The sequence below is a fragment of the Rhizobium sp. CCGE531 genome, assembly GCF_003627795.1.
Taxonomy (GTDB): Bacteria; Pseudomonadota; Alphaproteobacteria; order Rhizobiales; family Rhizobiaceae; genus Rhizobium.
In genome coordinates, this window is record NZ_CP032685.1 from 781,721 (window position 1) to 796,846 (window position 15,126).

The following is a 15,126-nucleotide window of genomic DNA, read 5'->3' on the forward strand; positions in this document are numbered from 1 at the left end:
CTAGAGCAGCCCCGTATTCTTCAGGATCGCATCGATCCTGGCCGTTTCCTCGGCATTCAGCGCCGCGCGCGGCCGGGGCATGACAGCGGTATCGATGATGCCGAGGCTTTTCATGGCCGTCTTGAAGGCACCGATGCCGGCCGCGCCGCCGCTGACGCGGCCCTGCGCGACCCAAACGATCTCGAACAGGCGGCAAAGCCTCTCCTGCTCGCGCCGGGCGGCAACCCAATCGCCGCGCTGAGCGGCATCCCATAGCCGGACATAGCCATGCGGATCGACATTGGCGATGCCGGGAACCACGCCATGCGCGCCCATCAGGAGCGCATTGTCGACGACGATCTCAGAGCCGGTCATCAGGAAGATGTGCCTGTGATCGGCAAGATCGAGCAGTGCATAGCGGAAATTGCCGTCGTCGCCGCTGGAATCCTTCAACCCGATGATGGTCCCTTCCTTGGCAAGCGTTACCACCGTCTGGCGCTGCAGCTTCACATGAACGCAGACCGGGATGTCATAGGCGACGAGCGGCACATCGACGGCATCCCGAATATAGCGGAAATGGTCCAGTATCTCGGACTGGCTGGTCACCGTGTAGAAGGGAGCGGTAACGACAACGGCATCGGCTCCGGCCGCCTTGGCAATTTTCGAATGGGCGATCACGCGGTCGGTTGTGGGGTCGATGGCGCCGACCAGCAGCGGCACTCGACCGTTCACGACCTTGGCGGAATGTTCGATGATCTCCTGCCTTGTCTTTTCGTCGTGAAAGACGACTTCGCTGGTGGAGCCCAGCACGAAGACACCGTGACAGCCGCCATCGATCAGATGCTCCAGCACCCTCGTATAGGATGCGTAATCCACGGTGAAATCGTCGTTCAGCGGCGTTACGACGGGAGGCACCACGCCCTTGAATTTGCTCATTGTCTCTTTCTTTCTTGGGTTCAGTGAAGTTCGGCGCGCGGATCGAAGGCATCCCTCAGCCCGTCGCCGATGAAATTGATGGCAAGGACGGCCAGAACCAGCGCGGCGCCCGGAAACAGCCATTGCCAGGGATATTGTTCGAGAACGGCGGTGGAGCGTGCAGCATTGAGCATGTTGCCCCAGCTCGCCGCCGGCGGCGCGATGCCGAGCCCGAGAAAAGAAAGCCCGGCCTCCAAGAGGATCGCGTTCGCCACCTGCGTTGTGGCGTAGACCACCAGAATGTCGATGCAGTTCGGAATGCCATGGCGCAGAAGGAGGTGCGGTAGCCCTGCTCCCATGCCACGCGCCGCCGTCACGAAATCGCGCTCGCGCAGTTCGAGCAGCCTCGAGCGCACCATGCGGGCAAGCAGCGGCCAGGACAGCAGCGATATGACTGCTATCGTCGGCAGGATGCCGGTGCCGGTGATCGAGGCGAGCACAAGAAGGAAGATCACCGGCGGCAAGGTCATGACCAGATCGACGAAACGCATGCTCAGCGCATCCGCCCAGCGACCGGCAAAGGCCGACACGAAGCCGAATAGGATACCGATAATGGCGGAAATGACAGTGGAACCTGCCGCAACCATCAGCGATATCCGGCCGCCTTCGAGCACTCGGGCAAAGACGTCACGCCCGACACCATCAGTCCCGAACCAATGGGTCGCATTGGGTGGCGCGTTCATGGCCAGCAAGTCGATATCGTTGGGCTGGAACCGCCACCATAGCGGATAAGTAGCGATCAGAAGCAGCAGCGGCACGGCAATGCATATGCCGAAGAGGGCGGCACCGTTCAGCCGGAAACGGTCGAATGCGCGGGCAAGCGGGCCATGGCTTGGTCGTTCGGTTCGCGCCAGCATCTCTTAGCCCACCTTGATGCGCGGATCGATCACCGCATAGGCGATATCGGTCAGCAGGTTGACGAGGATGACGCAGGCGCCGATGACAAGCGTCGCTCCCATGATGACGGGATAGTCGCGGGAGGTGACCGCATCGACCAGCAGCAGACCCATGCCCGGCCAGTTGAAGACGCTTTCGACGAAGATCGCACCGCCGATCGCGAGCCCGATGGTCGAGCCGATGACGGTTACGACAGGCAGGAGCGCATTGCGCAGGGCGTGCTTGACGATTACCCAGAACTCGAACACCCCCTTGGCGCGCGCCGTGCGCACATAATCCTGATTGAGGACCTCCAGCAGCGACGCCCGCATATAGCGCATGATCAGCGCGGCCTGAGCGATCGCCAGAAGCGAAGCCGGCAGGATAAGATGCCGGAGCAGGTCGCCGGCGGAAAAATCCTCGCCGGGCGTCAGCATGCCGCCTGAGGGCAGCCAGCCGAGACGCACGGCAAAAATGTAGAGGCCGAGGAGCGCGCTCAGAAACGCCGGGCTCGATATGCCGGCCAGTGCCAGGATGGAAAGCGAGACATCGGCCAGCGAATTGCGCCTGACGGCGCCGACGACACCTGCGGCAATGCCGGCGACGATCGCCATGATCAGGGCGGAACCCATCAGCAGCACCGTCGGGCCGATGCGGGACAGGACCAGTGTCAAGACCGATTGATCCAGCCGCTTGATGGAATAGCCGAGATTGCCCTGCAGCGCCTGCTGCAGCCAGCCGACATATTGCAGCGGCAAGGGCCGATCCAGCCCGAGCCGTTCACGCAGATCGGCCATGGCGGCGGGAGACAAGGGCGTGCTCGGGTCGATATAGGCATCGATCGGATCGCCCGGCGTCAGCCGCAGCAGGACGAAGACCAGCATGCTCAAGGCAACGAGCATGCCGATACCGATCACAAGACGCCTGAGACCATAGTGAAGCATATCGAACCTGCTTTTCGAGGAATGCGCCGGCCACAGCCCGCGGCCGGCTCAAAACCTAGTTTGAGAGCTTCCACGCTTCCGGATGGGCGATATAAGGCCCGCCGCCGGGCGCTGGCGTCCAGACGAAATCCTTCACCTTGGACGAAACCACGCCGTAGCGGTTCGCCACCCACATGGTCGCCCAGGGCAGATCCTTGTTCATGACCTTGCAGACATCCCGGTAGCGCTGATCGCGTTTGCCGGCATCCGTCTCGGCAATGGCGGCATCGAGCGCCTTAGTCAGATCGGGCATGCGCGCGCGTACCACATTGGCGCCCGCCGGCGGGATCTGCTTTTCATTGAGCCCGGTATTGATATTGCTTGGATCAGGCCCGTTCTGCAGGCCGGCATAGACGAGCTGGAACTGCGATGTATCGGCATTGGGGTTGAGCACGATGCCGTTATAGGTCGGCGCATCGACGGCGCGCGGCACGACATTGATGCCGACCTGCGCCAGCATGGCCTGGACGGCCGCCAATACGTTCGTTGCAAGCGGCGTGTTGTAGTAGGTCAGCAAGGTGATCGGCTTGCCGCCATTGATCTTGTCCCAGCCAGCCTCGTCCAGCAGCTGCTTGGCTTTGGCCGGGTCGTAAGGATAGGCTTCGATGCCGTCCGGAACGAGCTGATTGGCGACATAGGCGCAGTTGGCCGGCTTTGCCGCTCCGCCATAAAGGCTCTTGATGATCGCATCGCGATTGATGGCGTGCATGACGGCCTGACGGACGCGAAGATCCTTCCACAGCGGCGAATCCTGGTTGAAACCCAGATAGTTGACGACGAAGGAATCGCCCTCGATGACCTTCAAGGACTTGTCGTCCTTGAAGGTCGGCACATCGTTGGAATCGACATAGGTGAACTGGATTTCACCTGCGCGTAGCGCCGAGATCGCCGCGGCCGGATTGGCGAAATAGCGGTTGATCAGCCGGTCGAGAACGGGCTTGCCGCCGCGATAGTCAGGGTTGGCGGTGAGTTCGACATACTGGTCCTGCACATATTTGACGAATTTGAACGGACCCGTCCCGATTGGCGAGGTCGACCACCAGGTGCTCTTCGCGAGCTGATCGGCCGGCACGGCGGCAAGCGCGTGCTCGGGCAGCACCATGATCTTGGCCAGCGTATCCAAGAGGCTCGCCGACGGGGCGGAAAGCTTGACGACGAGGGTATGATCGTCGGGCGTCTCGACCGATGACAGGAGTTTAAATCGGGCGGCAAAGACCGAACCGGTCTTGGAATTTGCCGCAAGGTCGATGGTGAACTTGGCGTCCTTGACCGTGAACGCCTTGCCATCGTGCCATTTGGCGTCGGCAAGCTTGAACGTGTAGGTCAGTTGATCCGGGCTCACCTCATAGGAGGAAGCAAGCACGCCGACGATCTTCTGCAGCTTTTCATCGTAGCTGACCAGCGGCTCGAAATAGGTACTGAGCCAAGTGAGACCGGCGGTTGCGGCCAGCGGATTGAAGTTGCCCTGAAAACCGCCTGGGCCGACATCGAAACCGCCCGACATGGTTGCGGCAGCCGCGGGAGCAGCTGTACCGCTCAAAACAGTGGCCGACATCAACGCTCCCAACGCGATTGCCGGCAGATGAAAAGCTTTCCTCATTGCGATCCTCCTCCCTTGTTGCGGTCGCTATTTTTTCTTGTTGTTGGCGATCACCTGTGAAATTCCCTCGTAGTGACGGTCGAGGCGCATGCGCACCTCCTTGAGATTTTTGGATTCCAGCGCGTCGACGATGGCCTCGTGGTCCCGCCAGGTGGCCATGGGATCGACATTTTCCAGATCGAAAAAACGGGAGGCCTTGTAGAAGGCGAGCCAGAACACATCGATCAGCCGAACGAATGTCTCGTTGCCCTGGCAGCGAAACAGCAGCCGGTGAAAAAGCTGGTCATCTTCCGCGAAGGGCTCGCCGCGCTCGGCGTGAGCACGCATGCGGTCGGTGGTCGCGCGCAGCTCGGCCAGATCCTCAGGCCCGATCATCTCCAGCGTCTTGCCGATCAGGCCGATTTCGAGCGTGCGGCGGATCTCCAGCACTTCCTCCATGTGCCGAAGCGCATCGCCGAGCCCATAGGCGAGATTGTCGAGCAGCGGCGCAAAGGAGAAAGCCTTGACGAAGATGCCGATACCGCGGCGCGTCTCCAGCACACCGAGAGATTCCAGCGCCTTGATGCCTTCACGAAGGGAATTGCGGCTGACGCCCAATTGCACCGCAAGCTCACCTTCCGCCGGCAGCATTGTGCCGGCCTGAAGAGCGTTGTCCGCGATGTAACTGCGCAAGCTTTCCTGCACGGAGACATGCAGCAGCGGCGCGCGCGTCAAAGGCTGGATAAGTTTGCCAACCATAGAAAAGGCTCCCACAGAGATCGGCAATGATCCTATGAACTTGTAGGATATCCGTCAAGGGGACAAGTGAGTAGACAGTGCCTAATGGCCGGCCGTGCCCTCCTGGGAGCATCCGCAACCAGCATTAACTAGCGACGGTCAGACGATGATCTTCATGTCGAACGATGGCTGGGGAGGTATTGCCAACGCTCAATTCGCCCCGTGCGACATATCCGTCTCCGGCAAACGAACAAGCTTGCCTTCCTCGGCCTTGTAGAAGTACTGGCTGGCAACCAGCCACCCCTTTAGCGGCCGCAGCGGCGGAATGCAGGTCGCCAGCATGAATGGCCCCGTCACCAGGAATTGAACCCAGACTGGCGCCGAGAAGGCAACCTCCAGCCAAACGCCGAGAAGCACGCTCGGAATGCAGGCAAAACAGATGACGAAGAAAGCCGGCCCATCGGCGGGGTCTGCAAAGGAATAGTCGAGGCCACAGGCTTCGCATTGCTTGCGCAGCGTCAAAAATCCATCGAACATGCGCCCTTGTCCGCAACGAGGGCAACGGCAACGAAGGCCGGTCTGAACCGGGCTCAGCGGCGGATATTCAGTGTCCATGGCGGCATCACTCCTGAAACAACGTTCTCTGGCGGCGCGATCAATGTCGCGCATTGAATGCATTCAATATAGTTACAATGAATGCAGACAAGGAGTCCATTCGGCAGAATGACGCAGGAGATCACCGGCGAAAACATCACCGAGCCAGACGCGCGATCGGTAGCGAAATTGCGGGGCTTTAGAAGAACGATGCCGCCATTTCCGGCGGCCCCTCCAGCGCATGCGCCATGAATTCCAGCGCGCCCTTCAAGGCCTCACGGCCGATCGGGCCGCCGAGGCAAACACGTACGGCTTCAGGTGCGGTTCCCTCCACCGTGAAGGCATCGCTTGCGACAACGCCGATGCCTGCATTGCGCATGTGGCTGGCAAAAGTCGCGCGCGTCCAGCCATTGCCCAAGGGCAGCCAGATATTGAAGCTGATGGGATCGGCGCAATAACTCTTGGAAGGCAATATGTCTGCCACCATCTTCTGACGGGCGGCAGCCTCCATGCGAATGAAGCGCAGAATGCCATCGGCGGTGCCGTCCTCGATCCAGCGCGTCGCAAGCGCCATATTGAGCGGCGACGCCATGACATTGCTGCTCCGCATTGCACTCGCGAAGGGCCATATCGATTTGGTGTCCGGCGCCACCACGAAGGCAAGGCGAAGCCCCGCGCCGATACACTTCGCCAATCCTCCGATATGCCAGGTCATATCCGGTGCGACCGCAGCCATTGGCGGCGGCGCGTCCAGCGGAATGAAGCCGTAGGCATCATCCTCGATGATCGGTACGCGATACCTGCGGGCGACCGCGGCAATCGCCTCGCGGCGCTTGAGCGGAATAGTCAGCGTCGTCGGGTTTTGCAGGATGGGATTGAGGTAGAGCGCTTTCGGCTGGCGGCGTTGGCAATGCTCGGCAAAGGCATCCGGTAAAATGCCGTCCTCGTCCATCGGCAGGCCAGCAAGATTGAGCCGGAGCTGGGCCGCGATCGAGCGCATGCCGGGATAGGTGATACTTTCCGAAAGCACGGTTTCCCCGGGCTTGGCCAACAGACCGAAGATCGCCAGCAAGGCCGGGTGGGCGCCGGGCGTCACGAAGATGCGCTCCTGAGATGGGGTCAGCCCACGCCGGCCAAGCCAGACGGCAGCGGCCTCCTTGTCGATAACAGAACCTCCGAACCCTTGATACCGCAGCAGCGGAATGAGATCGGCCGCGACCACGGACAGTCCTTCGCGCATGCGGGCGACGAGATCCGGGTCGTTCGGTTCCGGCGGCAGGTTCATCGAAAGGTCGATCGCCGGAGCGCGGCGCGGATCAGAAGCGGCATCGGGGATCGAGCCCCGCGACCGCTCCTGTCTTCCGATCACGAAAGTCCCACGTCCGACATGGGAATCCACCAGACCGCGCTTTTGGGCCTCGACATAGCCTCGCGCCACGGTCGTAAAGTCGACATTAAGGCGCTTGGCAAGCGCGCGCTGCGGCGGCAACCTGTCGCCGGCGGCGAGAACGCCGCTGCGCAAATCCATTTCGATCAGGTCGGCGATGGCGATGTAGCGGGGACTGGAGGAGCGACTGAGATCGGGATGCCAGTTTTTCATTTCATGCTCCGCCACGGGATCGGTCCGCAACCGCGATCGGACCAGTATTGATTGCATATTGTTGCATACAATTCATATCAAATGAAACCGTCGACTTCGATTTTTGTCTCCGGCACGATCATATGCCGCAGCATTTCCAATTGACTGCATGGCGATGGAAGGAAACCATACGAACGATAAACGGCACGCCGGCCCCAGCCGGCATGCCGTTTATCTGGCAGGACGCCCTCAAATAGGGGTCATGTAGCTCATTTCTCTTGAGCGCGAGCCGCTTTCGCCTTCGCTTGATCATCCATGAGTTCGTACCACATGGCGTTGAGAACCGCGAAAGCCGCGGCGAGAGGAAAGCCGAGAAGCCAGGCGAAATACCACATGCGAAATCTCCTTGAAGATCAGTAGGCGTGACCGCTCTTGTCGTTGACCGTTTTCTCGTCCACCTTGCCCCACAGCACGCGATAGACCCAGGCGGTGTAAGCCAGGATCATCGGCAGGAAGATGATGGTGACGACAAGCATGATGAACAGCGTCATGTGGCTCGACGACGCATCCCAAACCGTCAGGCTCGAGCGCGGATCGAGCGATGACGGCAAGAGGAAGGGAAACATCGACAGTCCCACGGTCGAGATGATGCCGAAGATGGCAAGCTTGCTGAACAGCAGCACCGTGACCTCGCGCCGGCCCAGCATCGCAAGCAAAGCCGCCGCCGCGCCGATGAAACCGAGAACCGGGGCGATCATCATCCACGGATGGGCACTGTAATTGGCAAGCCATGTACCCGCGCCATGCTCGACAGTCTTCAGAAGCGGGTTGGACGGTCCTTCGGGATCGACGGCGCTTGCAATGTGATAGCCGTCGATGCCCATCCAAAGGAACAGGCCGCCGAGCGCAAAGAGCACGATGACCGCCAGGGCCGCCAGGGTGCCATAGCGCCGAGCGCGTTCGGCAACCGTGCCGTCCGTCTTCACCTGCAGCCAGGCTGCGCCATGCATGACGAGCATGGCGACCGATAAAAGGCCGCAAAGGAGCGCATAGGGGTTCAGAAGCGCGAAGAACGAGCCTTCGTAGAAGATGCGCATATCGTCATCGAAGCGGAATGGCACGCCCTGCAGCACGTTGCCGACGGCAACGCCGAAGATCAGCGAGGGAACGAAGCCGCCGATGAACAATGCCCAATCCCAACCGGCTTTCCAGCCGGCACCGTCCCGCTTCGATCGATATTTGAAGGCGACCGGCCGCAGGATCAAGGCAAACAGGATGGCGAACATGGCGAGATAGAAGCCGGAGAAGGAAACCGCATAAAGCGGCGGCCAGGCGGCGAAGATCGCGCCGCCCCCGAGGATCAGCCAGACCTGATTGCCTTCCCAGGTCGGGCCGATCGAATTGATGGCAATACGCCGTTCCGTATCCGTCCTGGCGACGAAGGGAAGGAGCGTGCCGACGCCGAGGTCGAAACCGTCGGTCACGGCAAAGCCGATGAGCAGAACGCCGAGAAGCAGCCACCAGATGATGCGCAGGGTCTCGTAGTCGATCAATTCATGCAGGATCATGGCAGGTTACTCCGCAGCCGGAACGAGGTTTTCGGAAATCAGCTTGGCCTCCGGCTCGTCATCCGGTCCAGGGCCTTTGCGGATCGCCTTGATCATCAAGGTCATCTCGATGACGATGAGCACGGTATAAAGCGCGGCAAAGCCGAGGATGGTCAGGAGCACCGTGCCGGCGCCGAGATTGGAGACGGCGGCGGCCGTCGGCAGCACGCCTTCGATGATCCATGGCTGGCGGCCGAATTCGGCAACCACCCAGCCCAGTTCGATGGCGACCCAGGGCAACGGAATGGCGAAGACCGCAATCCGCAGCAGGGTCGGATATCGATCAAGTTTCCGCCGCGCCGAAAGCCAGAAGAAGACCGTCATCAGCAGGATGAAGAACATGCCGAGGCCGACCATGATGCGGAAGGACCAGAAGAGCGTCGGCACATGCGGGATGGTATCGCGAGCGGCTTGGGTGATCTGTTCCTCCGTCGCCTGACGCGGATCGTCGACATAGCGCTTCAAAAGCAGCGCATAGCCGAGTTCGTGGCCGATATCCTCGAAGGAGGTACGCGCTGTGGCGACGTCCTGCGAAGCCTTGCCTGGCGTTGCCGGTTTGGCCGCGCGGATCTTCGTCAGCGCGTCATAAGCCTTGATGCCCTGGCGAATATGGTCCTTGGCCTGTTCCTCGAGCTTGTCGATGCCGGCGATTTCCGTCGTCAGCGACCGCGTCCCGATCAGGCCCATGGCCCAGGGGATATGGATGGCATAGTGGGTTTCGCGCGCCTCCTGATCCGGAAAGCCGAAGGCGGTGAAAGCGGCCGGCGCCGGCTCGGTCCTCCACATGCCTTCGATCGCCGCGAGCTTCATCTTCTGATGCTCGGTCGTCAGGTAGCCGCTTTCATCGCCGAGCACGACCACGGAGAGCGCCGAGGCCAGGCCGAAGGATGCGGCAACGGTCATCGAGCGCTTCGCAAGCTCGATGCTGCGGCCCTTCACGAGATACCAGGCGGAAACGCCGAGCACGAAGACCGAGGCACAGACATAGCCGGCCGAGACGGTGTGGACGAATTTCGCCTGCGCCACGGGGTTGAAGAGGACATCGAAGAAGCTGACGATCTCCATGCGCATGGTCTGCGGGTTGAGCGCCGAACCCACCGGATTCTGCATCCAGCCATTGGCGATCAGGATCCACAGTGCCGAGAAGTTGGAGCCCAGCGCCACCGCCCAGGTGGCGACCAGGTGGCCGACCTTGGACAGCTTGTCCCAGCCAAAGAAGAACAGGCCGACAAAGGTCGCCTCGAGGAAGAAGGCCATCAGCCCTTCGATCGCCAGCGGCGCCCCGAAAATATCGCCGACATAGTAGCTGTAATAGCTCCAGTTCATTCCGAACTGGAATTCCATCACGAGGCCGGTTGCGACGCCGAGCACGAAGTTGATGCCGAAGAGCGTCCCCCAGAACTTCGTCATCTGCCGCCAGATCTGGCGGCCGGTCATGACATAGGTCGTTTCCATGATGGCAAGCAGCACGGAAAGGCCGAGCGTCAACGGCACGAATAAGAAGTGATACAGCGCCGTCATGGCAAACTGCAGGCGCGATAGCGCCACGATATCTAGTTCCATAGTCTTTCTCCCACCCCCTACGGTGTGTCTGACAGGAATGCGGCGCCATTCGACGCGCCGCGGCATGTTGTCTGCCCCTCAATCCGGCCGCAGCCGGTCGAGGAGCCTTTCGAATTCCGGTGTGTCGCGCCGCGCGCTGGCGGCGATACGTCCGCCGTCCAGAAGCACGATGCGGTCCGCCAAGGCGGCCTCGCGACGAATATGAGTGGCGATGACGAGGCTGCGCGCATCGGCAGCCGAAGCCAGTCGCGCAAGCACGGCGCGGGCCGACGTGGCATCGAGGCCTTCAGTCGGTTCGTCGAGCAGCCAGAGCGGGGTATCGCGCAGCAGAAGCCTTGCGAGCGCCAGCCGGCGAAGCTGACCGCCGGACAAGCCGCCGCCGCCTTCGCCGAGACGAGTCGAAAGACCGTGCTGCAGCGCCTCGATGTCATCAAGCAAGCCGGCCGTTGCGAGCGCGCTGCGTAACTGGCTATCGTCGGCATGCAGGTCCGAGAGTTTCAGATTGCCCCGCACCGTGTCCTGAAACAGCTCCGTGCGCTGGGTCAACATTGCTGCTGGCAGGCTCGTCACCGAACCGTTGGCGGCGACGATCTCGCCGGCGAGCAGGGCCAGCAACGTCGATTTGCCGACGCCGCTCTGCCCGACGATCGCCAGCCGCTCGCCGACCGCCAGTGACAAGGAGACGTCCTTCAAGACGGATGCGCCATCATGACCGGCAACGACGCCGGCAAGCTGGAATGCATAGCCTGCCTGCGGTTCGATAGGTTCCAGCGAGGCAGCGTCAGGGTTCAGCCGTGGCGCAATGCGCCTTGCGGCGAGCAAGGTTCGCCCGAGTTCGAGAGCTCCTCGCCTCATCGCGGCGAACGGCTCGGTTGCGGCAAAGGCAATGAGCAACGCAAAGGCCGCCGCAGGCGCACCGATCGTCCCCTGCCTGGCAAGAAATGCGACGGCCAAAAGCGTGGCGGTCAATAGCACGGTCGAGCCGAGCGAGAAGCCGGCTGCGACGGCGCTGTCGATGCGGTTCAGATCATTGTCAGCCTTGGCCAGCCGCGCGTCGGCTTCGGCAATCGCAGCTCGCTGCGCATGCAATTGCCCGGCCATTGCGAGATCGGTCTGGCCGGCAACAAGATCGATGGCCCGCGCACGCAATGCCTCCATCGCATGGGCGCGACGACGGCCCGGCTTCAGCGCCAGTCGTCCGGCAATAAACGAAAGGCCAAGACAGAGCGCGACGAGCCAGGCTCCCGCAGCAACCCCGAGCCACGGATCGATGAAGCTGAGGGCGATCGTGACGGCGATGGCGGCAAGGACGGCGGCGGCGGCGGGCACCAGCACGCGCACGTACAGGGAGTCGAGCGCATCGACATCATTCGTCAACCGGAACAGCAGCTTCGCCGGCCGGCGGATCATTGCTGCCGCGGCACCCGGCTCTGCCCAGCCGCGAAACAGCCGTTCGCGCAGGGCCGCGAGGACCCTCAGCGTCGCATCATGGGTGACGAGCCGTTCACCATAGCGGGCAGCCGTGCGGCCGATTGCAAGCATGCGTATGCCGGCCGATGGCGCGAAGACATCGAAGACCGCGGCAGTTGCAACCGTCAGGCCGGCAAAGGCCGAAGCGGTGATGAACCAGCCGGATAATCCCAGCAATCCGCCGCCGGCAAGCATCGCCAGCACGGAGAGTGCGGCGCCAAGGGCCAAGCTCTTACCACGCTCGCGCCAGAACAGGCCGATGAGTGGAAGCAGGGTTTTGAGTGAACGCGTCATGCCGCCACCTTCCGTCCCTGCTCGTCGATCCGGACGATGCGCTGCATCCGCGCGGCAAGCATCGGATCATGCGTGGCGACGATCAGGACGCGACCGCTGGCAAGCGCGAGCAGCGCATCCGTCACGGCGGCCGCCGTTTTTGCGTCGAGATGGGCGGTCGGTTCGTCGGCAAGGATGATATCGGCCTGCTCATCGATCATCATGCGCGCCAGCGCCAGTCGCAGCGCTTCGCCGCCGGACAGGCCAAGCCCTCCCTCGCCGACCGCCGACACTCGCTCCGGCGTAAAGACGCGATCGAGAGCAACACCTTCGAGAACCTCGGCGACGGCTGCGGCATCGATGCCCGAGCGTCCGAGCGCGACATTGCGCTTCACGCTGCCGGCAAAAACGTGTGGCTGCTGACCGATCCAGGCCATGCGACGACGCAGTGCATCTGCGGTCTCGTCGCGCAGCGGAATGCCCCCGATCCGGATAACACCGGCATCCTGCCGCGCAAGACCCGCGATCAACGACAGAAGCGTGGTCTTGCCCGAACCGCTGGCCCCCCAGAGCGCCACATGCTCTCCCGGCGCGACCGAGAGATCGAAATGATCGATGGCCGCCGCCCGCTCCGGCCCATGCCGGAAGACCAGACCTTCGATCTCGACCGATGGAGCGCCCCTGGCGGCGAATGACCGCGCATCGAAGCCGCCAAGGATGGTTTGTTGCGAAGATGCCAGCTCCCCGAGTGCCGAGAGCGCTGCCTCACCATTGGCGCGGTCATGCCAGACGGCAGACAGTTCACGCAACGGTTCGAAGAAGGCGGGTGCGAGCAAGAGGATGAAGAGGCCTTGCGCCAATGTCAGGCGGCTCTCCCATGTGCCGATTTCGATCGAGCCCAGGAGACTGAAGCCGACATAGACGGCCGTTGCGGCAACGCCGAGCGCGGCAAAGAACTCGAGCACGGCCGAAGACAGGAAGGCGATCCTCAACACAGCCATGGTGCGGATCCGCAGCGAGTCCGCATCCGCGCATAATCGCCGTGCCGTGACATCGACGGCATCGAGGGCGCGGATGGTCGCGAGGCCACGCAGGCGGTCGAGCAGGAAGGCATTGATCCCGCCGGTTTCTGCAAGCTGCTTCTCGCTTGCTGCCTTGGCGCGCCAGCCGATCAATGCCATGAAAATCGGGATGAGCGGCGCGCAGAGCGCAAGGATCAACGCCGCCAGCCAGGAGATCGGCAGGATGCAGACAAGGATGACGAGCGGCACCAGGCTCGCTTTCATGCGGGCCGGGCGGAACCGCGCGAGATAAGGTACGACCGCCTCGGCATACTCGCCGACGACGCTTGCGGCCAAACCGGATGCGGCCCTTCCGCTATCGAGGGGGGAACGCAATGCAAGCGCTGCCGTCGCAGCCGCACGCTGGATGCTCAGCTCACGGCGCGCTGCCCGAAACGCCAACCGTCCGCCGGCGGCGTCCAAAACCGCCCGCAGAATGCCGAGGCCGGCGACGACGGCAGCCGGTATCGCCACCTCTGCTGCGCCACCGCCCTGGCTGATTGCGCCCACGCCCAGCGCCAGCATCGCCGCCTGCCCGATCCACCCCAGGGAAGACAGACAGAGCAAGGTCGAAGCTAGACCGAGGCCGCGATACTTTTCCGCCGTCCGGCCACTTGCAGCATCGGGGGCATGCAAGCCCTCCGCCGAAGCGACACTTGCAGTCTTGCGTCTTTCCAACTTTCCATCGGTGGCGGAGGAAGCTGTCACGTGAGCCCGTCCTTTCCAATACTTTGCCATCAAGGAGGGTCCGCCGACGTATAGCGACCAACAGGTCTGCATCGCAGACACCTTGGTCTTCGTCGAACCCAGAACGCACTTGCCGCAATCGACGATATCGGAGCCCCAATATGACTGGCTTTCCACCGCTTGTCAGCGACAAGGACAGCAGGAGCCGTCTCGCCGATGGGTTGAGCCCGCGGCAAGTTGTTCGCGAAATGGTTCTAAAACAAATTGTGCACTGCGCAAAAGCGTGCAGGATGTCGCAGGGCACCTATCCGACGACGGCAGATTGACGCAGAAGCCAATGATATTTCTGAGATCTGATCACGATAGCACCCCAGGCGATAGCCGCCCTGTCCGTTTGCAGTGCAGCAATTTGAAGTCGCGCTCCGCTCCTGGAAAGGACGGGATCAAATCTGTGCAAATGGCGAAGCGCGCGGCCATTGAAAGCACAGACGGCGGCCAAATGGCCGCCACTCGACTAACAATCATCGCCGAATCAACGAGCGCGCGTCATACTGCCGGTGACGACCGCCGCGGTCGCAGACGGGGTTTACAGCCTGCTCCGGCATGGCCTTGGGGAGAGTGGAATGTATGAGAAAATTATCTGCGCAATAGGACTGGGATCCCGCGAGCGCGCCGAACGTCTGTTGCGCACATCCCATGCTCTTCTGTCGCCGGGCGGGGAGCTGATCGTGGTTCATGTCATCGAGCGTTTTCCCTCGGGCAGCGAGAGCCCGGACAATTGGGCCGTGTCCGTCATCAAGGAGGCGGAAGACAAGCTCGATGCGCTCTGCCGGCGCCTCGGCATTACCGCCTCGATAGAGGTCCGCACGGGCACCGCATCGAGAACCTTGCTGACGGTCGCGCAGGAGAAGAAGGCCGATCTCATCGTCCTCGCAACCCATACTTCCGATATTCTTGACCGTATCTTCGGCTCGACTGTCGAATATGTCATCCGGCATGCTGAATGTTCCGTCCTAGTCGAGAGCGCCGACAAATCACATGACAATGCAGCGAAAGAGGCCAAAACGAAAAAGGCGTAGCCGTCGGCGATGTCGTCCGGGCCAAAAGTTTCTACGGAGGACGTGCCGAAATTACCGTTTGCGCTCCGGCGTCGCAATGCTAC

Annotated in this window: 13 protein-coding genes; 1 reads left to right on the forward strand and 12 read right to left on the reverse strand. The window is 61.9% G+C overall.

The features are described from left to right. From CCGE531_RS23080 to cydD, 12 genes are all read right to left on the reverse strand, one after another. Positions 1 to 915, reverse strand: a complete 915-nt coding sequence (locus CCGE531_RS23080) for a dihydrodipicolinate synthase family protein (protein WP_120668124.1) — start codon at positions 913 to 915, stop codon at positions 1 to 3. Positions 916 to 935: 20 nt separating this feature from the next. After that, a complete protein-coding gene (locus tag CCGE531_RS23085) occupies positions 936 to 1,811 on the reverse strand; it encodes an ABC transporter permease (RefSeq protein ID WP_120668126.1) in 876 nt (291 codons plus the stop codon). A 3-nt stretch (positions 1,812 to 1,814) separates the two neighbouring features. After that, on the reverse strand, positions 1,815 to 2,774 hold the full coding sequence (locus CCGE531_RS23090; protein ID WP_120668128.1) for an ABC transporter permease: 960 nt from the start codon (positions 2,772 to 2,774) through the stop codon (positions 1,815 to 1,817). 55 nt (positions 2,775 to 2,829) lie between these two features. Next, complete coding sequence (locus CCGE531_RS23095) at positions 2,830 to 4,368, reverse strand: ABC transporter substrate-binding protein (RefSeq protein WP_245459384.1); 1,539 nt, start codon at positions 4,366 to 4,368, stop codon at positions 2,830 to 2,832. A gap of 72 nt (positions 4,369 to 4,440) precedes the next feature. Next, on the reverse strand, positions 4,441 to 5,151 hold the full coding sequence (locus CCGE531_RS23100) for a FadR/GntR family transcriptional regulator (RefSeq protein WP_120668132.1): 711 nt from the start codon (positions 5,149 to 5,151) through the stop codon (positions 4,441 to 4,443). Positions 5,152 to 5,340: 189 nt separating this feature from the next. Next, positions 5,341 to 5,745, reverse strand: coding sequence for a DUF983 domain-containing protein (locus CCGE531_RS23105; RefSeq protein WP_120668134.1), 405 nt, complete (start codon positions 5,743 to 5,745; stop codon positions 5,341 to 5,343). Between the two features lie 178 nt (positions 5,746 to 5,923). Then, entirely contained in the window at positions 5,924 to 7,324 is a 1,401-nt protein-coding gene (locus CCGE531_RS23110; protein WP_120668136.1) for a PLP-dependent aminotransferase family protein, read from the reverse strand. A gap of 248 nt (positions 7,325 to 7,572) precedes the next feature. After that, complete coding sequence (cydX, locus tag CCGE531_RS23115) at positions 7,573 to 7,698, reverse strand: cytochrome bd-I oxidase subunit CydX (RefSeq protein WP_120668138.1); 126 nt, start codon at positions 7,696 to 7,698, stop codon at positions 7,573 to 7,575. 18 nt (positions 7,699 to 7,716) lie between these two features. Further along, positions 7,717 to 8,871 carry a cytochrome d ubiquinol oxidase subunit II gene (cydB, locus tag CCGE531_RS23120; RefSeq protein WP_120668140.1) on the reverse strand — a complete coding sequence of 385 codons (1,155 nt, stop codon included), beginning with the start codon at positions 8,869 to 8,871 and terminating at the stop codon, positions 7,717 to 7,719. Positions 8,872 to 8,877: 6 nt separating this feature from the next. After that, positions 8,878 to 10,473 (reverse strand): cytochrome ubiquinol oxidase subunit I, encoded by a 1,596-nt coding sequence (locus CCGE531_RS23125; protein ID WP_120668142.1) that lies wholly within the window; start codon positions 10,471 to 10,473, stop codon positions 8,878 to 8,880. 78 nt (positions 10,474 to 10,551) lie between these two features. Beyond that, the gene (locus tag CCGE531_RS23130; protein WP_120668144.1) at positions 10,552 to 12,237 is read right to left on the reverse strand and encodes an ATP-binding cassette domain-containing protein; all 1,686 of its coding nucleotides are present in this window, start codon (positions 12,235 to 12,237) and stop codon (positions 10,552 to 10,554) included. Continuing rightward, positions 12,234 to 13,913, reverse strand: a complete 1,680-nt coding sequence (cydD, locus tag CCGE531_RS23135; protein ID WP_245459386.1) for a thiol reductant ABC exporter subunit CydD — start codon at positions 13,911 to 13,913, stop codon at positions 12,234 to 12,236. The genes CCGE531_RS23130 and cydD overlap by 4 nt, the downstream gene beginning before the upstream one ends. A gap of 674 nt (positions 13,914 to 14,587) precedes the next feature. Here cydD and CCGE531_RS23140 point away from each other — a divergent pair. Beyond that, the gene (locus CCGE531_RS23140; protein WP_120668146.1) at positions 14,588 to 15,043 is read left to right on the forward strand and encodes a universal stress protein; all 456 of its coding nucleotides are present in this window, start codon (positions 14,588 to 14,590) and stop codon (positions 15,041 to 15,043) included. The last annotated feature ends 83 nt before the right edge of the window (positions 15,044 to 15,126 follow it).